Annotated in this window: 21 protein-coding genes; 14 read left to right on the plus strand and 7 right to left on the minus strand. The window is 59.6% G+C overall.

What is annotated here, in order from left to right:
• Nucleotide 1 precedes the first annotated feature (1 nt).
• From ACJJU9_RS23270 to ACJJU9_RS23285, 4 genes are all read left to right on the plus strand, one after another.
• Nucleotides 2–697 carry an SPOR domain-containing protein gene (locus tag ACJJU9_RS23270; RefSeq protein ID WP_153332914.1) on the plus strand — a complete coding sequence of 232 codons (696 nt, stop codon included), beginning with the start codon at nucleotides 2–4 and terminating at the stop codon, nucleotides 695–697.
• 177 nt (nucleotides 698–874) lie between these two features.
• A complete protein-coding gene (hslV, locus tag ACJJU9_RS23275) occupies nucleotides 875–1,405 on the plus strand; it encodes an ATP-dependent protease subunit HslV (RefSeq protein WP_048366724.1) in 531 nt (176 codons plus the stop codon).
• Nucleotides 1,406–1,473: 68 nt separating this feature from the next.
• The gene (gene hslU, locus ACJJU9_RS23280) at nucleotides 1,474–2,808 is read left to right on the plus strand and encodes an ATP-dependent protease ATPase subunit HslU (protein WP_048386399.1); all 1,335 of its coding nucleotides are present in this window, start codon (nucleotides 1,474–1,476) and stop codon (nucleotides 2,806–2,808) included.
• A 75-nt stretch (nucleotides 2,809–2,883) separates the two neighbouring features.
• The gene (locus ACJJU9_RS23285; protein WP_407731027.1) at nucleotides 2,884–3,255 is read left to right on the plus strand and encodes a gamma-butyrobetaine hydroxylase-like domain-containing protein; all 372 of its coding nucleotides are present in this window, start codon (nucleotides 2,884–2,886) and stop codon (nucleotides 3,253–3,255) included.
• Nucleotides 3,256–3,353: 98 nt separating this feature from the next.
• Here ACJJU9_RS23285 and ACJJU9_RS23290 read toward each other — a convergent pair whose 3' ends face one another.
• Together ACJJU9_RS23290 and ACJJU9_RS23295 are read right to left on the minus strand one after the other, a co-directional pair.
• Nucleotides 3,354–4,106 carry a phasin family protein gene (locus ACJJU9_RS23290; protein WP_407729636.1) on the minus strand — a complete coding sequence of 251 codons (753 nt, stop codon included), beginning with the start codon at nucleotides 4,104–4,106 and terminating at the stop codon, nucleotides 3,354–3,356.
• Between the two features lie 130 nt (nucleotides 4,107–4,236).
• Nucleotides 4,237–4,512, minus strand: a complete 276-nt coding sequence (locus ACJJU9_RS23295) for a polyhydroxyalkanoic acid system family protein (RefSeq protein ID WP_407729637.1) — start codon at nucleotides 4,510–4,512, stop codon at nucleotides 4,237–4,239.
• 110 nt (nucleotides 4,513–4,622) lie between these two features.
• Here ACJJU9_RS23295 and ubiE point away from each other — a divergent pair, with 110 nt between their 5' ends.
• The 10 genes from ubiE (at nucleotide 4,623) to ACJJU9_RS23345 (ending at nucleotide 12,475) form a co-directional block, all read left to right on the plus strand.
• A complete protein-coding gene (gene ubiE, locus ACJJU9_RS23300) occupies nucleotides 4,623–5,393 on the plus strand; it encodes a bifunctional demethylmenaquinone methyltransferase/2-methoxy-6-polyprenyl-1,4-benzoquinol methylase UbiE (protein WP_048366729.1) in 771 nt (256 codons plus the stop codon).
• Nucleotides 5,393–6,016 (plus strand): SCP2 domain-containing protein, encoded by a 624-nt coding sequence (locus ACJJU9_RS23305; protein ID WP_407729638.1) that lies wholly within the window; start codon nucleotides 5,393–5,395, stop codon nucleotides 6,014–6,016. The genes ubiE and ACJJU9_RS23305 overlap by 1 nt, the downstream gene beginning before the upstream one ends.
• Nucleotides 6,013–7,620, plus strand: a complete 1,608-nt coding sequence (gene ubiB / locus ACJJU9_RS23310; RefSeq protein ID WP_407729639.1) for a ubiquinone biosynthesis regulatory protein kinase UbiB — start codon at nucleotides 6,013–6,015, stop codon at nucleotides 7,618–7,620. Before ACJJU9_RS23305 ends, ubiB begins: the two co-directional genes overlap by 4 nt.
• Before the next feature lie 62 nt (nucleotides 7,621–7,682).
• Nucleotides 7,683–8,084, plus strand: coding sequence for a phosphoribosyl-AMP cyclohydrolase (gene hisI / locus ACJJU9_RS23315; protein ID WP_019412272.1), 402 nt, complete (start codon nucleotides 7,683–7,685; stop codon nucleotides 8,082–8,084).
• Nucleotides 8,077–8,409 (plus strand): phosphoribosyl-ATP diphosphatase, encoded by a 333-nt coding sequence (locus tag ACJJU9_RS23320; RefSeq protein ID WP_048366733.1) that lies wholly within the window; start codon nucleotides 8,077–8,079, stop codon nucleotides 8,407–8,409. Before hisI ends, ACJJU9_RS23320 begins: the two co-directional genes overlap by 8 nt.
• A 23-nt stretch (nucleotides 8,410–8,432) precedes the next feature.
• Nucleotides 8,433–8,711 (plus strand): twin-arginine translocase TatA/TatE family subunit, encoded by a 279-nt coding sequence (locus ACJJU9_RS23325; protein WP_153332906.1) that lies wholly within the window; start codon nucleotides 8,433–8,435, stop codon nucleotides 8,709–8,711.
• A 10-nt stretch (nucleotides 8,712–8,721) separates the two neighbouring features.
• A complete protein-coding gene (gene tatB, locus ACJJU9_RS23330; protein WP_407729640.1) occupies nucleotides 8,722–9,153 on the plus strand; it encodes a Sec-independent protein translocase protein TatB in 432 nt (143 codons plus the stop codon).
• 4 nt (nucleotides 9,154–9,157) lie between these two features.
• Nucleotides 9,158–9,970: a twin-arginine translocase subunit TatC gene (gene tatC / locus ACJJU9_RS23335; RefSeq protein WP_048366736.1), complete on the plus strand. Its 813-nt coding sequence runs from the start codon at nucleotides 9,158–9,160 to the stop codon at nucleotides 9,968–9,970.
• Nucleotides 9,967–10,677: a 16S rRNA (uracil(1498)-N(3))-methyltransferase gene (locus ACJJU9_RS23340; protein ID WP_407729641.1), complete on the plus strand. Its 711-nt coding sequence runs from the start codon at nucleotides 9,967–9,969 to the stop codon at nucleotides 10,675–10,677. The genes tatC and ACJJU9_RS23340 overlap by 4 nt, the downstream gene beginning before the upstream one ends.
• A gap of 232 nt (nucleotides 10,678–10,909) precedes the next feature.
• On the plus strand, nucleotides 10,910–12,475 hold the full coding sequence (locus ACJJU9_RS23345) for a methyl-accepting chemotaxis protein (protein WP_407729642.1): 1,566 nt from the start codon (nucleotides 10,910–10,912) through the stop codon (nucleotides 12,473–12,475).
• A gap of 82 nt (nucleotides 12,476–12,557) precedes the next feature.
• On the opposite strand, the gene ACJJU9_RS23350 is transcribed toward ACJJU9_RS23345, so the two are convergent.
• The 5 genes from ACJJU9_RS23350 to ACJJU9_RS23370 form a co-directional block, all read right to left on the minus strand.
• On the minus strand, nucleotides 12,558–13,292 hold the full coding sequence (locus ACJJU9_RS23350) for an amino acid ABC transporter ATP-binding protein (protein ID WP_048366739.1): 735 nt from the start codon (nucleotides 13,290–13,292) through the stop codon (nucleotides 12,558–12,560).
• Complete coding sequence (locus ACJJU9_RS23355; protein ID WP_371924553.1) at nucleotides 13,285–14,244, minus strand: amino acid ABC transporter permease; 960 nt, start codon at nucleotides 14,242–14,244, stop codon at nucleotides 13,285–13,287. Before ACJJU9_RS23355 ends, ACJJU9_RS23350 begins: the two co-directional genes overlap by 8 nt.
• A gap of 109 nt (nucleotides 14,245–14,353) precedes the next feature.
• Entirely contained in the window at nucleotides 14,354–15,151 is a 798-nt protein-coding gene (locus ACJJU9_RS23360) for a transporter substrate-binding domain-containing protein (RefSeq protein ID WP_048366741.1), read from the minus strand.
• 368 nt (nucleotides 15,152–15,519) lie between these two features.
• Nucleotides 15,520–18,072, minus strand: a complete 2,553-nt coding sequence (gene mdoH, locus ACJJU9_RS23365; RefSeq protein ID WP_153331524.1) for a glucans biosynthesis glucosyltransferase MdoH — start codon at nucleotides 18,070–18,072, stop codon at nucleotides 15,520–15,522.
• Nucleotides 18,065–19,753 carry a glucan biosynthesis protein G gene (locus tag ACJJU9_RS23370; protein WP_153330846.1) on the minus strand — a complete coding sequence of 563 codons (1,689 nt, stop codon included), beginning with the start codon at nucleotides 19,751–19,753 and terminating at the stop codon, nucleotides 18,065–18,067. The genes mdoH and ACJJU9_RS23370 overlap by 8 nt, the downstream gene beginning before the upstream one ends.
• Between the last annotated feature and the right edge of the window lie 279 nt (nucleotides 19,754–20,032).

Genomic DNA, 20,032 nt, shown 5'->3' on the forward strand with positions numbered 1-20,032 from the left:
GTTGGCCGCCAAGAAAAAACCTGCACCCAAGCGAGGCGCCAGCCGGTATCAGGCGCCAGCCAAAAAGCCGATTCCGGGCTGGTTGTGGCTGGCCATCGGCCTCACCGTCGGCGCGTTTATCGTGTTTTTGATGAAGCTCGAGCCGGGCAAGGGCGACGACGTCAAACGGGTCAAGCAAGAGGCGCAAAAAACCTCGCAACAGGCTGAAGCCAACAAGACGCCGCCGAGCCCGACTCAGCCGGTCAAGCCTAAGTACGACTTCTATACCTTGTTGCCCGAGTCAGAAGTGATCGTGCCGCCAGAAGCCGTGCCGGAGAAGACCCCACCTGCGCAGCCAACGGCCCCTCTGGCGCCGGTGACACCGGCTGAAGCGGCAAAAATCGACACCGTGCGGGCTCAAGCCGCCCTGAACGGCCTGACGCCACCGCCGGCACCACCGGTGGTCAAGGAAGCGCCGTCGACGACCAAGTTCTTCCTGCAGGCGGGCTCGTTCCGCAAACAGGCCGATGCGGACAAAGTGCGCGCCCAAATCATTCTGCTCGGCCAAACCGCTTCGGTTGAGTCGGGCACGGTGAAAGACGAAACCTGGTACCGGGTACTGGTCGGCCCGTTCAGCAACCGCGAACAACTGACCGTGGCCCAGAAGCAATTGGCCGGTGGCGGCTTCAACAACCTGTTGTTGCAGCAGCGCCGCTAATCCAGGCCGTAGGCTGCGATCTTTTAACATTCGAAAAGATCGCAGCCTGCGCCAGCGCCTACAGACGCTTCCTTCACTCCATTCATCCGCATTCCCCTCCCGCTGTTGAAATACGCGCTACAACCCCCATATGTATCTCCATCAGGCATTTTCGCCCCGCTGCGTGGAGACTCTCCCTTGACCACCATCGTTTCAGTTCGCCGCCACGGCAAAGTCGTTATGGCTGGCGACGGCCAGGTTTCTCTTGGCAACACCGTGATGAAAGGCAACGCGAAAAAAGTCCGTCGCCTGTACCACGGCCAGGTAATCGCCGGTTTCGCCGGTGCAACTGCCGATGCTTTCACCCTGTTCGAACGCTTTGAAGGCCAGCTTGAGAAACATCAGGGCCATCTGGTTCGCGCCGCTGTCGAGTTGGCCAAAGAATGGCGTACCGACCGCTCGCTGAGCCGCCTGGAAGCCATGTTGGCCGTCGCCAACAAAGACGCATCCTTGATCATCACCGGTAACGGCGACGTGGTTGAGCCCGAAGACGGCTTGATCGCCATGGGTTCTGGCGGTGCTTTTGCCCAAGCGGCAGCCCGCGCCCTGCTGATGAAAACCGACCTGCCGGCCCGCGAAATCGCCGAGACCGCACTCGGCATTGCTGGCGACATCTGCGTGTTCACCAACCACAACATCACTATTGAGGAGCAGGACCTCGCTGAGTAAGCCCCCTGCCGGGCCAGTTCGCTGGCCCGTGTATGCACCTGACTTCAGCTAGAGGAACGCCAATTATTATGTCCATGACTCCCCGCGAAATCGTCCACGAACTCAACCGCCATATCATCGGCCAGGACGACGCCAAACGCGCCGTTGCAATCGCCTTGCGTAACCGCTGGCGCCGCATGCAGCTCCCTGAAGAGCTGCGCGTTGAAGTCACCCCGAAAAACATCCTGATGATCGGCCCGACCGGTGTCGGTAAAACCGAGATCGCGCGCCGTCTGGCCAAGCTGGCCAACGCACCGTTCATCAAGGTTGAAGCCACCAAATTCACCGAAGTGGGCTATGTGGGCCGCGACGTAGAGTCGATCATCCGTGATCTGGCTGACGCGGCGATCAAGCTGCTGCGCGAGCAAGAAATCGTTAAAGTCCGTCACCGCGCTGAAGATGCCGCTGAAGAGCGCATTCTCGACGCCCTGCTGCCACCTGCCCGCACGTTTGGCGAAGAGGCGGCTGCACCGCAGGACTCCAACACCCGTCAGCTGTTCCGCAAGCGCCTGCGTGAAGGCCAGCTGGACGACAAGGAAATTGAAATCGAAGTGGCCGACGTGGCCGGTGTCGATATTTCCGCGCCGCCAGGCATGGAAGAAATGACCAACCAGCTGCAAAGCCTGTTTGCCAACATGGGCAAAGGCAAGCGCAAGAGCCGCAAGCTGAAAGTCAAAGAAGCCCTGAAAATGGTGCGTGACGAAGAAGCCAGCCGCCTGGTCAACGACGAAGAACTCAAGGCCAAAGCCCTGGAAGCCGTTGAACAGCACGGTATTGTGTTCATCGACGAAATCGACAAAGTGGCCAAGCGCGGCAATGTCGGCGGCGCCGATGTGTCCCGTGAAGGCGTACAGCGCGACCTGCTGCCGCTGATCGAAGGCTGCACCGTCAACACCAAGCTGGGCATGGTTAAAACTGACCACATCCTGTTTATCGCCTCCGGTGCTTTCCACCTGAGCAAACCAAGCGATCTGGTGCCTGAGCTGCAAGGCCGTCTGCCGATCCGTGTCGAACTCAAGGCGCTGACCCCGGAAGACTTCGAACGCATCCTCAGCGAGCCGCACGCTTCGCTGACCGAGCAATACCGCGAACTGCTGAAAACTGAAGGCCTGAACATTGAGTTCCAGCCTGAAGGCATCAAGCGTCTGGCGGAAATTGCCTGGCAGGTTAACGAGAAAACCGAAAACATCGGTGCTCGTCGTCTGCACACGCTGCTGGAGCGCCTGCTCGAAGAGGTATCGTTCAGTGCCGGTGACATCGCCAGCGCGCAGAACGAAGAGCCTATTCGTATTGACGCCGAGTACGTGAACAGCCACTTGGGCGAACTGGCCAAGAACGAAGACCTCTCGCGCTACATCTTGTAAGCCGGGCACCTGTAGCCGCTGTCGCAGCCTGCGACAGCGGCTTCGTGTTTGTGTGAAGACCAAAAGGTTATGACCATGATCCCCAGCGCCATCACCCTGCACAAAGCCTCAAAAACCCTGACCCTCAAATACCCGTCTGGCGAGGAGCACCACCTGTCGGCCGAACTGCTGCGCGTGCATTCGCCGTCCGCAGAGGTGCAGGGCCACGGCAAGCCCATTCTGCAATTCGGCAAAATCAATGTCGGTTTGCTCAAGATCGAAACCGCAGGCAATTACGCCCTGAAGCTGACCTTCGATGACGGCCATGACAGCGGGCTGTTCACCTGGGAGTACCTGTATCAGTTGGGGGTACGCAAAGATGAGTTGTGGCAGGACTACCTGGCCGAACTCAAAGCCGCCGGCAAGTCGCGCGACCCTTCGGTGTCAGTTGTAAAGCTGATGTTGTAGCACTCAGCCCAACTGTAGGAGCGAGCTTGTCTCGCGAGCTTTTTAAAGATCAAAAGATCGCGAGGCAAGCTCGCTCCTACAGTCCAGATGTGGGCAACTCAGGATGAGGTGGTTGGCTCCGGGGCCTTCACTTCGGCTGGTTTTTTGGCCGCTGCCGGTTTTTTAGCGGCGGGTTTGGCCGCTGCCTTGGCTGCCGGTTTTGCGGCTGGTTTTGCGGCTGGCTTGGCAGGGGCTTTGGTGACAGGTTTAGCGGCTGGTTTTGCCGCAGGCTTGGCAGCAGCGCTGGCTGCCGGTTTAGCCGTTGCAGGCTTGGCGGCTGGTTTAGCGGCCGCGGGCTTGGCAGCAGCAGGCTTAACGGCAGGCTTGGCGGTCGTCGCTTTGGCTGGTGCGGGCTTGCTTGCAGGCGTGGCTTTGGTGGCGGCGACTTTTGCTGCGGCTGCGGTGAGTTTTTCGATGTGCTTGGTCAGTACGTCGACTTGCGCATGCAAGGTTTTGACTTCTTCGCGGCTCGGCACGCCCAAGCGGGAGATCGCGCTGGTCAGGCGTTTATCGAAAGCCTCTTCGAATTCGCTCCACTTCTCCAGCGCCAGGTCTTTCACGTCTTCAACCCGTGAACGCGCGGATGAGGTGGTTGCCTTGGCTTCATCGACAAACTTGTTGCCTGCACTCTTGGCCAGCTTTTCAGCTTTTTCGCCGTCTTTGACCAAACTGTCAAACAGCTTGCTGCCATCGGCATCAATCTTTGAGTACACCCCAAGGCCTGCCAACCAGATCTTGCGCGAGTACTCTTCTATCTTGCCGGTCCATGAGTGACTTTCTTTTGCAGGTGCAGCCGGTTTCTTTGCAGCCATTGTGTTCCCCTCAATGTTCAGTCGCGACGTCTTTGAGTCAAAGCGCCGCGTCATCAAGGTGAACAACATGTTCACCTGTAACAGGTTTAGACCTTAATCCGCCTAGTTTCAAGGCAGGTTTAAAACAGGTTTATGCCAGCGCTTTGTCCAGCGAGCGTTCAATTTCTGACTGGATCATGCCGCTCATCGCCGACATCAACATGCCCAGTTTCACGTCCACTTTGACCCGGCGCTCATCGACTTCCAGTTGGGCCTCGACCCCGGAACGTTTCAGGGTCACCTTGTCGCCCGACCACTCAGGGCTCAGCCCGTACTGAGATTGCAGCTTACCCACCACTTCCCGGGCCTTGACCCGTGCCTGCTCAAGACCCAGGTTGTGGATGCGCTCAACACTGATGTTTGCCATTGCTGCGTTCCTCGTAAAAAAGTCGATCACTATACTTACATTGACCCTCGCCAAGACAAAGCCGGCTACCGGGATTAGAATGGCCAGCATTCTCTTCTGGTGACAGCGATATGACTGATCAGCGCAAAGGCAGCGATGCCGAACCCACCACTCACTTCGGCTTCAAGAACGTGCCGGAAAGCCAAAAGGCCGACAAAGTCGCCGAGGTTTTCCACTCCGTGGCCGGTAAATATGACCTGATGAACGACGTTCTGTCGGGCGGCATGCACCGCCTGTGGAAGCGTTTCACCATCGAGCTGTCGGGTGTACGCCCAGGCAACAAGGTGCTGGACATCGCCGGCGGTACAGGCGATCTGGCGCGCAAGTTCTCGCAACTGGTCGGCCCGACCGGCCACGTGGTACTGGCCGACATCAACGCCTCGATGCTCAAGGTAGGCCGTGATCGCCTGCTGGACAAAGGCGTGGCCGGCAATATCGAGTTCGTTCAGGCCGACGCCGAAAAGCTGCCGTTCCCGGACAACCACTTCGACTGCGTGACCATCGCCTTTGGCCTGCGTAACGTGACCCACAAAGAAGACGCGCTGCGCTCCATGCTGCGTGTGCTCAAGCCGGGCGGCCGCCTGTTGGTGCTGGAGTTCTCCAAGCCGACCAATGCGCTGATGTCCAAGGTTTACGACGCCTACTCGTTCGCCTTTATGCCCATGGTCGGCAAGCTGGTGCTCAACGATGCCGACAGCTACCGCTACCTGGCTGAGTCGATCCGCATGCACCCGAACCAGGAGACGCTGAAGTCGATGATGGTCGAGGCCGGTTTTGACCGCGTGACCTATCACAACATGACCTCAGGTATCGTCGCACTGCACCGCGGCATCAAGCCCTGATGTTGCTGCGCGGCCTTCTCGCCAGCGTCGAAACCGCCGTTAACCGGGTATTGCGCCTGGACAGCACGGCCTTGGCACGCTTGCGCCCGTTGACCGGCAAGGTCATTGCGGTGCGCGGCAGCAGCCCGACGGTTCAGCTGTTTATCCTGCCCAGCGATGAAGGCCTGATGCTGGCCGCTGAGTGGGCCGCCGAAGCCGACTGCACCTTGCGTGCCCCGACGTCGACCCTGCTGCGCCTGGCCTTGAGCAAAGACAAAAGCGCGGTGTTGCACGGCCCGCAGGTCGACCTCGAAGGTGACAGCGCCGCATTGATGGCGCTGGCCGCCGTGCTGCAAGACCTTGAACTGGATTGGGAGTACGAACTCTCACGCTGGATCGGTCCTGTGCCTACGGCGTTGATCGGCGGCCACCTGCGCAGCCGCGCCAACTGGTACCAGCAAGGTTTCGCCAGCCTCAATCAGAATTTGGCCGAATACCTGAGCGAAGAAGCCCGCACCTTGGTCGGCGAACGTGAAGCGCAAGCGCGCTTTGAGCAAATCGACCGACTTAAACTCGACCTGGACCGCCTGGAGGCACGCTTTGAGCGCCTCAGCCGATCCCTCAAGCCCAGCGATCACGCATGAAGCTGCTTGCCATACGCCGTTTGTTTCGCATCCAGCGCGTCGTCATTCGCTACCGCCTGGATGACCTGCTGTTCGCCCTGCCCTTGCCGTGGTGGCTGTTGTCGCTGCGCTATGCCCTGCCGTGGCGCTGGTTCCCGCGTAAAAAGCTGGAGCTGAGCCGGGGCGCAGCCCTGCGCCTGGCCTTGCAGGACTTAGGACCGATCTTCATCAAGTTCGGGCAAATTCTGTCGACCCGTCGCGACTTGCTCCCACCGGACATCGCCGATGAGTTGATGCTGTTGCAAGACCGCGTTCCGCCGTTCGACCCGGAGCTGGCGGTCAAGCTGATCGAAGAACAGCTCGGCGCCAAAATCAGCGAAGTCTTTAGCCGTTTTGACATTGATCCGCTGGCCTCAGCCTCGGTGGCCCAGGTGCACGCCGCCAAGCTCAAGACCGGCGAAGAGGTCGTGGTCAAAGTCGTCCGCCCGGGCCTCAAGCCGATCATCGGTTCTGACCTGGCCTGGCTGTTTATTCTGGCCAAGACCGCCGAGCGCCTGAGCGCGGATGCGCGCCTGCTGCACCCGGTAGACGTGGTCAGCGATTACGAAAAAACCATTTACGACGAACTCGACCTCCTGCGCGAGGCGGCCAACGCCAGCCAGCTCAAGCGCAACTTCGAAGGTTCGCCGCTGCTCTACGTGCCGCAGATTTACTGGGACTGGTGCCGCCCCAAGGTGCTGGTCATGGAGCGCATCTACGGGCTGCAAGTCACCGATCTGGCGGCCTTGGCCGACCAGCGCACCGACATGAAGCTGCTGGCCGAACGCGGGGTCGAGATCTTCTTCACCCAAGTGTTTCGTGACAGTTTTTTCCATGCCGACATGCACCCCGGCAACATCTTCGTCAGCACGGTCAGCCCGTGGAGCCCGCAATACATCGCTATCGACTGCGGCATCGTCGGCAGCCTGACCCCCGAAGACCAGGACTACCTGGCGCGCAACCTGTTTGCCTTCTTCAAGCGTGATTACCGGCGTGTGGCCCAACTGCACATCGACTCGGGCTGGGTGCCTGCGAACACCAAGCTCAACGAGTTTGAGGCGGCGATCCGCACCGTGTGCGAGCCGATTTTCGAGAAGCCGCTCAAAGAGATTTCCTTTGGTCAGGTGCTGATGCGCCTGTTCCAGACCGCTCGGCGCTTCAACATGGAAGTCCAGCCGCAGTTGGTTTTGTTACAAAAAACCCTGCTCAACATCGAAGGCCTGGGCCGCCAGCTGTACCCCGACCTTGACCTGTGGAGCACCGCGCAGCCGTTCCTTGAACGCTGGATGCGCGAGCGCGTCAGCCCCAAAACCCTGCTGCGCAACCTGCACAGCCAGGTCGAGCAGATCCCGCATCTGGCGGGCATGACCCGCGACCTGCTGGAACGTATGTCGCAACCTCACGCCAAGAACCAGCCGCTAGCGGTGCGTGAGCCCCGGGACGGCTGGTTCTTGCGCCTGCTGGGCGCCGGGCATGTGGTCGCAGGCGCCTTACTGGCAACTGTCGGACCTTTGGGCAGCATCGGTTACTGGCCGGCGGGTATCCTGCTGGTGGTGGGCCTTTACCTGATCGTGCGCCGATCGTAGGAATTCTGGTCACTCTTGAGAGAGGCTGGCAAACTGTGGGCATCGCGAGTGCGGAGTCAAACATGAAAGACTGGCTGGACGAGATCAAATGGGACAACGATGGCCTGGTGCCTGCAATTGCCCAAGACCATAAAACCGGACGTGTGCTGATGATGGCCTGGATGAACCGCGAGGCCCTGAGCCTGACCGCGGCAGAAAACCGTGCCATCTACTGGTCACGCTCGCGTGGCAAACTGTGGCGCAAAGGCGAAGAATCAGGCCATGTGCAAAAGCTGCATGAAATGCGCCTCGACTGCGACGCGGATGTGATCATCCTGATGGTTGAGCAAATCGGCGACATCGCCTGCCATACCGGCCGTCAAAGCTGCTTCTACCGCGTTTACGAAAACGCCGAATGGAAGACCGTTGATCCGGTGCTTAAAGACCCGAACGCCATTTATCACGCAGGCCACTCCCATGACTGACACCCTGAACCGCGTCGCCCAAGTGCTCGAAGCACGCAAAGGCGCCACGCCAGACAGCTCCTATGTCGCCAGCCTGTACCACAAGGGCTTGAACAAGATCCTGGAAAAAGTCGGCGAAGAGTCGGTCGAAACCATCATTGCCGCCAAAGATGCTGCCATCAGCGGTGACTGCAGCGATGTCATCTACGAAACGGCTGATTTATGGTTCCACAGCATGATCATGCTCGCCCAGTTGGGCCAGCATCCTCAGGCGGTACTGGATGAACTGGAGCGCCGCATCGGCACTTCCGGACACGTGGAAAAAGCCTCCCGGCCTTCCGCCTAAACCCTTTTTTCAAGGAGCACAGCATGGGCATTTTTGACTGGAAACACTGGATCGTCATTCTGGTAGTCGTGGTCCTGGTCTTCGGCACCAAAAAACTGAAAAATCTGGGCACCGACGTGGGCGAGTCAATCAAAGGCTTTCGCAAAGCCATGAACGACGACGAAAAGCCTGCCGAACCCGTGGTTCCTCCTGCGCAGCCAACTGGCGCACCGACACCGCACACCACTTCGACCCTGAATGAGCCGCACACCATCGACGTGCAGGCACAAAAAGTCGAAGAGCCGACCCGCAAAGACGTGTGAGCCAAAACCCATGTTCGGTATCAGCTTCAGTGAACTGCTGCTCGTCGGCCTGGTTGCCCTCGTGGTGCTGGGCCCCGAGCGCCTGCCGGGTGCTGCACGCACCGCCGGCCTGTGGATCGGACGCTTGAAACGCAGTTTCAATGCGATCAAACAGGAAGTTGAACGTGAAATCGGCGCTGACGAGATCCGTCGCCAGTTGCACAACGAACACATCTTGTCGATGGAAGAGGAAGCCAAGAAGATCCTGGCCCCGCTCCAGCCGACGGTGCCGCCCGTGGTGCCGACAGAGCCCGTGCCAGCCCCCGCAGCCGCGCCTGTGGCCCCACTGGCTCACCCGGAGCCTGCCAGCCCGGCACCGGCCAGCCTGAGCGAGACCGAGGCCGGGCCAGCGCCTCACGCGCCTGCGCCACACGACCCAACCCTGCCACCGCGAGCCCCCTAAGCGCATGAGCGACTCCTCCAAAAACGAGCAGCCCGAACACGACCAGCCAATGCCGCTGGTCTCGCACCTGACCGAGCTGCGTACCCGTTTGTTGCGCTGTATTGCGGCGGTCTTTCTGATCTTTATCGCCTTGTTTGCCTTTACGCAGCAGATCTACACCCTGGTCTCCACGCCGCTGCGTGAATACCTGCCGGTGGGCGCCACGATGATCGCCACCGACGTGGCCTCGCCGTTCCTCACGCCGCTCAAGCTGACCATGATGGTCTCGCTGTTTATTGCTATTCCGGTGATCCTGCACCAGATCTGGGGCTTCATTGCGCCGGGCCTGTACAAGCATGAAAAACGCATTGCCGTACCGCTGCTGATCTCCAGCATCTTTTTGTTCTATGCCGGTATGGCGTTTGCCTACTTCCTGGTCTTCCCGCTGGTGTTCAAGTTCTTCGCCGCCGCGACCCCGGAAGGCGTGGCCATGATGACCGACATCAGCAGCTACCTTGATTTCGTCATGACCCTGTTTTTTGCCTTTGGCGTGGCCTTTGAAATTCCGGTGGCCGTGGTGCTGCTGGTCTGGATCGGCATCGTCGACGTCAAATACCTGCGCAAGATCCGCCCGTACGTGATCATCGGCTGCTTCGTGGTCGGCATGATCCTGACCCCGCCAGACATCTTTTCGCAGACGCTGCTGGCCGTGCCGATGTGGATGCTGTTTGAGATCGGCATTCTGTTTGGCAGCCTGATCAGCAAAAACAAGCGCGGCGACGAAGAAGAACCGGCTGACAGCGACAGCAACGCCCAACCGCCAGCACCGCAGCCGTGAACCTGCTGCTCCTCGAAGAGGCTGACTTCATTGCCGCCGACCGCGTGATCCTGCGCGACCGGCGCCTGACCCACATGCAGGACGTGCACCGGGCAGCGGTGGGCGACACCCTGCGCGTGGGCCGGATTAGCGGTTTGATGGGCAGCGCCGAGCTGGTGCGCCTTGAAGCCAAAGAGGCCGAGCTGGTGATCCTCAGCCTCGACCAGCCCCCGCCGCCAAAGCTCCCGCTGACCCTGCTGCTGGCCCTGCCCCGGCCGAAAATGTTGCGTCGGGTGCTTCAGACGGTGGCGTCCTTGGGCGTGCCCAAGGTCGTGCTGGTCAACAGTTACCGGGTTGAAAAGAGCTTCTGGCAAACCCCGTTTCTGGAGCCCGAGGCCATACGCGAGCAATTGATCCTGGGCCTTGAACAGTCCCGCGACAGCGTGCTGCCTGAAGTCATCATCGAAAAACGCTTCAAACCGTTTGTCGAAGACCGCCTGCCGGCCATGGCCGACGGCACCTTGGGCCTGATCGGCCACCCCGGCAACTACCCCGACTGCCCACGCGGCCTGAACGAAGCCGTCACCCTGGCCATCGGCCCGGAAGGTGGCTGGATCCCTTACGAGATCGACCTGCTGGTCAACGCCGGACTGCAACCGGTACAACTCGGCGCCCGCATCCTGCGGGTCGAAACCGCCGTCACCGCCCTCCTCGCCCGGTTGTTCTAAGCCCACCGCCATCCTGTAGGAGCGAGCTTGTCTCGCGATCTTTTGATCTTAAAAGACCGCGAGCACGTTCTCTCACTCATGGCAATAAGCCACTTCTTGCGACCTGGGTCACATATTCGACAGCCGTTCTACAGTTATCTGCCGGGACGCCGATGCGCTGTGAAGTCACGAGCACCGCAAAGCAACGGACAACTTTGCGTCTCTCGATCCAGGTCCATAAAGGAGCAGCACCATGTACCGTCGATTAGCCCACCTACTCGGCAATATGAGCGTCAATCGTAAACTCAGCCTGGGTTTCGGCCTGGTGATGGTTCTGACGGTGCTGATTACCGCAGCCGGCTGGAACGGCCTGGCCTCGGTGATTGAGCGGGGCGACAAGCTGGCCAATATTTCCAGGATCATCGCACTCAGCAAAGACCTGCGCATTGCCCGGCTCGACTATCAACTCACCCCTCAGCCCGACACTCAGCAGCACGTGTATGAGCGTTTGCGCGAGCTGGACGCCATTCTGGTCACGTCGCGCAAGCAACTGAACATGCCTGAGGATCTGACACTGGTAGACCAGCAGATCAATGCAGCCGTCGAGTACAAACGTGCCTTCGATGACCTGGTGCAAGGTAAAAATACCGATCAGGCCTTGGAGCGCATGCACCTGCAAGGCAATCACCTGATCGACCTGAGCCAAAAGCTCTCGGCACTGCAAACCGCCAAGCGCGATAGAGACAGCCAGCAGGCCAGAACGCTGCTGGTCAGTTGTGCCGCGCTGGCGCTGGTGATCGGGATCATTGCGGCCTGGATCATCACCCGTCAGATCGTGGTGCCACTACAACGCACGCTCAAGTCCGTTGAGTACATCGCCGCCGGCGACCTGTCCCATGACTCTAAAACTGAGCGCCGCGATGAGCTGGGGCAGTTGCAGAAGTCCATCCAGAACATGACCGAAGGCCTGCGTGAGCTGATTGGCGGAATTCGCGATGGCGTCACCCAGATTGCCAGCGCTGCGGAAGAGCTGTCCGCGGTCACCGAGCAAACCAGCGCCGGGGTTAACAGCCAGAAGGTCGAAACCGACCAGGTGGCTACCGCCATGAACGAAATGGCCGCGACGGTGCAAGAAGTGGCCCGTAATGCCGAAGAAGCCAGCGAAGCCGCCGGTGCTGCCGACCAGCAGGCCCACGAAGGCGACACGGTGGTCGCACAAGCCATTGCCCAGATCGAGAAGCTCGCCGTCGAGGTTGCGCACTCCACCGAGGCCATGGATCACCTCAAGCGCGAAAGCGACAAGATTGGCAGTGTGCTGGACGTGATCAAGTCGGTGGCCCAGCAAACCAACCTGCTGGCCCTGAACGCGGCCATTGAGGCGGCACGGGCCGGTGAAGCCGGGCGCGGTTTTGCGGTGGTGGCCGACGAGGTGCGCAGCCTGGCGCAACGCACGCAGCAATCAACCGAGGAAATCGAAGAACTGATTGCCGGCCTGCAAAGCAGCACACAGCAGGTCTCAAGTCGCCTGGACAGCAGCCGCACCCTCACCGACAGCAGCGTCGAACTGACCCGCAGTGCAGGCCAGTCGCTGGGCAACATCACCCGTACCGTGTCGGCCATTCAGGGCATGAACCAGCAAATTGCGGCTGCCGCCGAGCAGCAGAGTGCCGTGGCAGAAGAGATCAACCGCAGCGTGCTGAATGTGCGTGATGTGTCGGATCAAACAGCCGCCGCCAGCGAAGAAACCGCCGCGTCGAGCATTGAGCTGGCGCGTTTGGGCACGCATCTACAGACGTTGGTGGGGCGATTTAAGGTCTGAACCGGTCGGAGCGAGATTGTCTCGCGATCTTTTGATTGTTTAAAAGATCGCGAGGCAAGCTCGCTCCTACGGGTTTTGGGTGTTAAAGGACTTGGCGCAAGAACGCTTGGGCGCGCAGGTCTTTTGGCGAGTTGAAGAAGTCTTCCGGGGCGGAGTCTTCCAGCAGTTTGCCGTGATCGAAGAACAACACGCGGTTCGCCACTTCACGGGCAAAGCCCATTTCGTGGGTCACGCAGACCATGGTCATGCCTTCCAGGGCCAAGGTCTTCATCACGTCGAGCACTTCGCCGACCATCTCCGGGTCGAGTGCCGAGGTGGGTTCGTCAAACAACATGACCTTGGGTTCCATCGCCAGCGCACGGGCAATGGCCACACGCTGTTGCTGGCCGCCCGACAGGCGCGACGGGAACTCATTGGCCTTCTGCCCGATCCCGACTTTCTCCAGCAGCGCACGGGCCTTGGCTTCACGCTCGGCCTTGCCGCGCTTGCGCACGACTTTCTGCGCCAGGCAGAGGTTTTCGAGCACGGTCATGTGCGGGAACAGGTTGAAATGCTGGAACACCATGCCGACTTCACGCCGGTAGGCGTTGACGTCGGTTTTCGGGTCGGCCAAATCAACGCCATCAATGCTGACGGAGCCCGAGTCGAACTCTTCCAGGCCATTGAGGCAGCGCAGAAAGGTCGATTTGCCGGAGCCGGACGGGCCGATCACCACCAGCACTTCGCCCTTGTCGACCTTGGTGGTGACGTTGTCGACCGCGCGTACGATGTGCCCGCGGGTGTCGAAGACTTTTACCAGTTCGCGAACTTCAATCACTTTGCGCGAGCCTCCGCTCAAGCCGGCTGGCGAAGTGCGACAGCGGCAGGTTGATCAACAAGTACAGGCCCGCCACACAGAACAGGATTTCAAACGGCGAGAACGAGGTGGTGATGACTTCACGACCGCTTTTAAGCAGCTCGGTAATCGCAATCACCGACACCAGCGAGGTGTCTTTGACCAGGCTGATAAATTGCCCGGCCAGCGGCGGCAGCACCCGTTTGAACGCTTGCGGCAGGACCACGTAGCGCATCGACTGGCTGGCGTTGAGGCCCAGCGAGCGTGCCGCTTCGTTTTGCCCACGGGCGATGGACTGGACGCCCGCGCGGATGATTTCGGCCACGTACGCGCCCGTGAACAGCGACAGCGCGGCAATGCCGGCAAATTCGCGGGACAGATTCAGCACGGTGCCAATAAAGAAGTAGAAGATAAAAATCTGCACCAGCAACGGCGTACCGCGTACCAGCTCGACGTACAACGTCGACAGGTCGCGCAGGGTCGGGTTGTTTGACAGCCGGCACAGGCCCGTGGCCAGCCCGATCAGCAAACCCAGCACGCCAGACACCAGCGACAGCCAGACAGTGGTCCACAGGCCCAGCAGCAGCGGCCCGGCAGCCCAATGTCGGTTCACACCAATCACATCGCCTTCAGCGACATCGTCGCCCTCAGCCAATTGCAGGCTGTTGTCAGCAACGGTCAGACGCTGTTCAGCGCCATCGTCGCCGCGCAGCACGACTTCGGCTTTGCCGCCGTTGTGTATGACTTCGATCACGGTGGAGGTTTCAGCGGCCCGCTGAGCTTCTTCGGCCTGATAGGCGAAGTACTGCGGGACTCGGTTCCAGCGCCACTCGTAGGACATCAGCGAGGTGGCGTAATACAGCGCCCCCGCCAGACCGATGAGGATTAGCACGGTCAAGACGTGCCAGGGCCACTGGGCTTTCTTTTGTTTGATCACTTTCAGGTTCCACGTTTTGTGTCGCTAGGGAGGCCGCCATCGCGAGCAAGCCCGCGCCTACAGGTGGTGTGCAGGCGCGAGCAAGTTGACGAATGGTTTAACAGCCTTATTCCATGTCTTTGAGCCAGGCGGTGTCTTTGAACCACTTGTCATGGATGCGATCGTAGGTGCCGTCTTCGTGGATCTGGTGCAGGAAGTTATTGATGTAGTTGATGCTGTCGTAGTCGCCTTTCTTCAGACCAAACGCCAACGGTTCGTAGGTGAACGGCTTGTCGAGGAACTCCAGCTTGCCGTTGCCGAACTTGTTGACCGCTACAACGTTGTAAGGCGCGTCGTAGATAAACGCGTCTGCCTTGCCGTTAACCACGTCCAGCACCGCTTCTGGCTCGTTGTCGTAGCCGTGGTACTGGGCTTTGGACATCAGCTTGCGCGCGACGATTTCACCCGTGGTGCCGATTTTGGAGGTCAGGCGGTACTGTGGATCGTTGAGGTCTTTGTAGGACTTGACCTTGTCTGCCAGTTCCTTGCGGATCAGCAGAGTTTGGCCCACAACAATGAAGGGTTCGCTGAAGTTCAGGCGCAGGTTGCGCTCTTGGGTCAGGGTCATGCCGCTGCCGATCATGTCGAACTTGTTGGTCATGAGGGCCGGGATGATACCGTCGTAGGCCGTGGACACCAGTTCCAGCTTGACGCCCATGGACTTGGCCATGGCTTTGAGCAGGTCAACTTCAAAACCAATGATCTGACCGCGCTTGTTGGTCATTTCAAACGGCATGTACGTTGGGTCCATACCGACTTTCAGCGTGCCGCGCTTGACCGCGTCGTCAATGGCGCCTGCATGGGCTGCGCTGACTGCCAGTAATGCAGTGGCGCCGCACAGCAGCTTCGTCAGAAACTTCTTCATCATCAACCTCCCCTCAACCGACTCAATAAAGGTGTTGGCCTGCGGCGGGTTTGCTTGATAAAGCCAACAAAGCCGGGCACTCACCCATTCGGGGACGGATGCTAACTCACAGAAGGTTTTGAGACGAGTTTTGCGCGCTAAAAGCACGACAGGCGGGGGAATGCAGAAGCTTATTTCGTAGCAGCTGCCGAGCTTTGCGAGGCTGCGTTCGATTGCGAAGCGATCGTAAAAGCTAAGTGCGGGGGTTTGTCAGGTTCTGCGCAATGTAGGGTTTTACGACGGCTTTGCCGCCGGACGTAGCCTTCGGCAACTGCTACGAAAAACCGTGTCTCGCTCGCCCTCCTGTAGAGGTGCGAGCGAGATTTGGATCACGCCGCTGGCTGCAACGCCAGCAACGGTGCGTGGTTATCGGCGGCCACCGAATCACGCCAGGCTTTAAGCCAGTCTTCGAGACCGTCGGTCCACACCAACGCGTGCAGACGGGCCAACGCCACCGGGTCGCTCAACAACGCCATACGCTCGTTGTTGTTCAGACCGCTCGGGCCGACCTTGATCGCATGACGCACGCGCTCGGCGCGCAGCCATTCGATCGGCTCGGCTTCACGGTGACGCGAGGTCGCCAAGGCGCACGCCAGGGCATTTTGCTGCGGGTCCACCACGGCCCGTACAAAGCCATCGTGAAGCGCGTGGTAGCGGTTCTCGTGGGTGTACTCCTCAGTGGCCGACAACTCACGGGGCGGTGCGTATTCCTCAGGGATCAGGAACAGCTTTTCGTCACGCGACTTGAGGCCCGGCTTCACCCGGCTGGAAAGCACCGACACCGGAATCGACAGCATCAGCGAACCCACAATCGGCACCAGCCACCACAGGAAGCTCGGGTTCAACCACAGCACCAGGCAGGCCCACGCAGCACCCAACAGGGTTTGCGGACCATGACGGCGTACCGCTTCGCTCCACGGCGTGGAATCGTCGTCACGTTGTGGCGAGTTCCAGGTCGCGGCCCAGCCCAGGAAGGCAGCCAGAACGAAACGGGTGTGGAAGATCATGCGCACCGGCGCCAGCAGCATCGAAAAGAGCATTTCGAGCAGCATCGACACGGTGACCTTGAACTTGCCGCCGAACTCTTTGGCGCCCTTGGCCCAGATCAGGATGATGCTCAGCAGTTTAGGCAGGAACAGCAGCACGATGGTGGTCGAGAACAGCGCGACTGCCTTTTCCGGGTGCCATTGTGGCCACAACGGATACAGCTGACGCGGCTCCATAAAGTACTGCGGTTCCATCAGCGTGTTGACCGCCAGCAAGGCCGTCGACAGCAGCAGGAAGAAGAACCACAACGGCGCCGACAAGTAGGACATCACGCCGGTCAGGAACACCGCACGGTGCACCGGGTGCATGCCTTTAACCAGGAACAGGCGGAAGTTCATCAAGTTACCGTGGCACCAGCGGCGGTCACGCTTGAGTTCGTCCAGCAAGTTAGGCGGCAGTTCTTCGTAGCTGCCCGGCAAGTCATAAGCGATCCACACGCCCCAACCGGCACGGCGCATCAGCGCGGCTTCAACAAAGTCGTGGGACAAAATCGCCCCCGCAAACGCGCCCTTGCCCGGCAACGGCGCCAGGGCACAGTGCTCGATAAACGGCTTCATGCGGATGATCGCGTTGTGGCCCCAGTAGTGGGATTCACCCAACTGCCAGAAGTGCAAACCGGCGGTGAACAGCGGGCCGTATACGCGCGTCGCAAACTGCTGCATGCGTGCATACAGAGTGTCCATGCCCGACGCCCGTGGCGCGGTCTGGATAATGCCCGCGTCTGGTGTGGCTTCCATCAGGCGCACCAGGCTGGTCAGGCATTCGCCGCTCATGACGCTGTCGGCGTCGAGCACCACCATGTACTTGTAATCACCGCCCCAACGACGGCAGAAGTCGTCGAGGTTGCCGCTTTTACGCTTCACACGACGGCGACGACGGCGATAGAAAATCCGCCCGAAGCCTTCTGTCTCGCGGCACACATCCAGCCAGGCCTGTTGTTCTGCGACACAAATATCGGGGTCGTTACTGTCGCTCAGGACAAAGAAGTCAAAGCGGTCCAGATCACCTGTGGCAGCCACCGATTCAAACGTTGCACGCAAGCCCGCAAACACACGGGTGACGTCTTCGTTACAAATCGGCATCACCAGCGCTGTACGCGCTTGCTCAGGGATCGGCTCATCTCCAGCGCTGGCGCCGGAAATACGGTACTTGTCATGCCCGGTCAGCAGTTCAAGGAAGCCCATCAAGGCGGTCCAGAAGCCCGCAGACACCCAGCAAAACAAAATCCCGAAGAGGATCAGGATGCTGGTCTGCAAGGCGTACGGCAGCACTTGTTGTGCGGTTTGCAGCAACGGCTGGTGGAGTACTTCTTCCAGGTCAACAAATGACCAGCCCTGGTACGGCATGATGCCTTTCATGTACCAGCCCGCGACGATGGTTTGACCCAGCATCAGTACCAGCAGGATGTAACGGCGGATCGAACCCACCGTACGCCAGCGGGCCTTGGGCAGCACATTTTCGTCTTTTTTCGGCAACGCAGGGTTGCTGCGCCCGGTCATGCGGCGCCAGCCACGCACCAGAATATTGGTGCGCCATGGCTCCGGGACCACCTTGGTACGGCGAATCGGCGGCGTAGCCTTGAGCATCACCCGGCCACTGGCATCGAGGGCGAGCATTTCTGCGTCCTCAAGCTCTTGGGCCGTGCTCAGGTTCAGACGCGAAGCCACCGAAGCCTGGGCGGCCTCGGCGGTGTCGATGTCCGGGCGCGCCGACAGGCGTTCATGCAACTCGGCGAACGAGGTGCAGCTCGCCAGGTCGGCGCGCTGCTCATCGTTCAGTGGCAGATGGGCCAGATACTCGCCAAGCGAGACTGGCTGAGAGTGAGCATTACTCATCGGCTGGCAACTGATAGCTCCAGGTCTCGGTCAGTACTTTTTCAGTCTTCACCGGCTCTGGGGTGGCAGGGGCAGCTTCGGCGGCAGGCGCCGGGGTGCCCTTGGCATCCTTGGCGTCCTTGGCTTTTGCTTCTTTTGGCTCTTTCTTCTCGTGCACCTTGGCCGCCACTTTCTCAGCCTTGGCCACGGTTGCCGGAGCTTGCTCAACGTCCTGGACCAGTGCCGCACGCAGTTCCGTGGACTTGCTCGGGTCTTTGACTTTCAAGCGCAGGGTCAAGCGCCAGCCTTTGGTTTCCGGGTTGTAACGCAGGTTGTTTTCAACCAGATCGGCGTTGTCACCCACACTCACCTGGCTGCGCACAGGCGCATCAGCAGGCAGTTTGGCCAGCGCCGGGCCTTCGAAGTCCACCAGGTAAGCCACGCTGCCGTCAGGCTGACGGATCAGGTTGGATTGCTTGACGTCACCGGTCGAACGCATGGTTTGTTTAACCCAGGCGCTGTCAGCCGGGTGCAGAGCTGCTTCGTCCAGGGTCCAGTGCAGGCGGTAAGCGTAATCAAATGGCTTGCCAGGCTCTGGCAGAGTACCCGGGCTCCAGAACGCAACGATGTTGTCGTTGGTTTCGTCAGCTGTCGGGATTTCTACCAGGTCAACGGAGCCCTTGCCCCAGTCACCTTGTGGCTCGATCCAGGCGCTTGGACGCTTGTCGTAGCGGTCGTCGAGGTCTTCAAACTGGCTGAAGTCACGGCCACGTTGCAGCAAACCAAAGCCGCGCGGGTTCTCAACGGCGAAGTTGCTCACCGACAGGTGTTTCGGGTTGTTCAGCGGACGCCAGATCCACTCACCGTTGCCGGCATGGATCGCCAGGCCCGACGAGTCGTGCAGCTCGTGGCGGTAGTTGAGGACTTTGGACGGCTGGTTCGCACCAAACAGGTACATGCTGGTCAGCGGAGCGATGCCCAGCTTGCCCACTTTGTCACGCAGATACATTTGCGCCTTCACGTCCACCACCGTGTCTACGCCAGGGCGCAGGATGAAGCGGTAGGCACCGGTCGCCCGTGGCGAATCCAGCAAGGCGAAGATCACCAGGTGTTTGTCGTTGGGTTTTGGGCGTTCAACCCAGAACTCGGTGAAGCGCGGGAACTCTTCGCCCGATGGCAACGCGGTATCAATCGCCATGCCACGTGCCGACAAGCCGTAAGTCTGGCCTTTGCCGATCACGCGGAAGTAGCTCGCGCCCAGCATGGTCATGATTTCGTCTTGTTTGTCGGCCTTGTTGATCGGGTACAACACGCGGAAACCGGCCCAGCCGAGGTTCTCGGTGGCTTTAGGGTCGAATTTGACGTCGCCGAAATCAAAACGACTCGGATCGTACTTGATCTCTTCAACCTTGTCGGCGGTCACTTCGTTGATTTTCACCGGCGTGTCGAAATGCATGCCCTGGTGATAGAAGGACAGCTTGAACGGGGTCTTGTCGCCCGCCCACTGGGACTTCTCGCGCTTGAACTGAATCTTTTGATAGTCCGCGAATTTCATGTCACGGAATTCGTTTGGCAGATTGCTGCGCGGCGCTTGGTATTTCTGTTCGGCCAGGGCTTTAGCCTGAACCGCTACGTCATCCAGACTGAAGGCCCACAGTTGACCCGCACCGAGCAAGCAAAAGAGCGCAGAGCCCGTCACCAGTGCGTTGCGTAACCGCTTGGCAGACCTTTTTGGTGCATTTAATGGACTAACAATCACGAGCAACCTCGCCGAAAACAGATGATGAAACCAACGGCCAGCGATCTAAATGCCGGGTTGGCGAGCACTGTTCCGACCGTCAAAGGGAAAAATGATTCCCCTGACGTATCGGATTAGTCTCTATGGTAGTCGGGGATTATCTAGTAGCCCGCGTTACAACGCATCTATTGTCGCCAAGTATTTCTAACTAAAACTTAATGTTTTCTGACGAAAACACAGATT

This window comes from Pseudomonas helleri (genome assembly GCF_045830615.1).
In the GTDB taxonomy this organism is placed as follows: Bacteria; Pseudomonadota; Gammaproteobacteria; order Pseudomonadales; family Pseudomonadaceae; genus Aquipseudomonas; species Aquipseudomonas helleri.

What these genes read in the sequence shown, in the direction of transcription:
- hslU (WP_048386399.1), top strand. Translation starts at nt 1,474, where the DNA reads ATGTCCATGACTCCCCGCGAAATCGTCCACGAACTCAACCGCCATATC.
- ACJJU9_RS23285 (WP_407731027.1), top strand. Translation starts at nt 2,884, where the DNA reads ATGATCCCCAGCGCCATCACCCTGCACAAAGCCTCAAAAACCCTGACC.
- ACJJU9_RS23290 (WP_407729636.1), bottom strand. Translation starts at nt 4,106, where the DNA reads ATGGCTGCAAAGAAACCGGCTGCACCTGCAAAAGAAAGTCACTCATGG.
- ACJJU9_RS23295 (WP_407729637.1), bottom strand. Translation starts at nt 4,512, where the DNA reads ATGGCAAACATCAGTGTTGAGCGCATCCACAACCTGGGTCTTGAGCAG.
- ubiE (WP_048366729.1), top strand. Translation starts at nt 4,623, where the DNA reads ATGACTGATCAGCGCAAAGGCAGCGATGCCGAACCCACCACTCACTTC.
- ACJJU9_RS23305 (WP_407729638.1), top strand. Translation starts at nt 5,393, where the DNA reads ATGTTGCTGCGCGGCCTTCTCGCCAGCGTCGAAACCGCCGTTAACCGG.
- ubiB (WP_407729639.1), top strand. Translation starts at nt 6,013, where the DNA reads ATGAAGCTGCTTGCCATACGCCGTTTGTTTCGCATCCAGCGCGTCGTC.
- hisI (WP_019412272.1), top strand. Translation starts at nt 7,683, where the DNA reads ATGAAAGACTGGCTGGACGAGATCAAATGGGACAACGATGGCCTGGTG.
- ACJJU9_RS23320 (WP_048366733.1), top strand. Translation starts at nt 8,077, where the DNA reads ATGACTGACACCCTGAACCGCGTCGCCCAAGTGCTCGAAGCACGCAAA.
- ACJJU9_RS23325 (WP_153332906.1), top strand. Translation starts at nt 8,433, where the DNA reads ATGGGCATTTTTGACTGGAAACACTGGATCGTCATTCTGGTAGTCGTG.
- tatB (WP_407729640.1), top strand. Translation starts at nt 8,722, where the DNA reads ATGTTCGGTATCAGCTTCAGTGAACTGCTGCTCGTCGGCCTGGTTGCC.
- tatC (WP_048366736.1), top strand. Translation starts at nt 9,158, where the DNA reads ATGAGCGACTCCTCCAAAAACGAGCAGCCCGAACACGACCAGCCAATG.
- ACJJU9_RS23345 (WP_407729642.1), top strand. Translation starts at nt 10,910, where the DNA reads ATGTACCGTCGATTAGCCCACCTACTCGGCAATATGAGCGTCAATCGT.
- ACJJU9_RS23360 (WP_048366741.1), bottom strand. Translation starts at nt 15,151, where the DNA reads ATGAAGAAGTTTCTGACGAAGCTGCTGTGCGGCGCCACTGCATTACTG.
- mdoH (WP_153331524.1), bottom strand. Translation starts at nt 18,072, where the DNA reads ATGAGTAATGCTCACTCTCAGCCAGTCTCGCTTGGCGAGTATCTGGCC.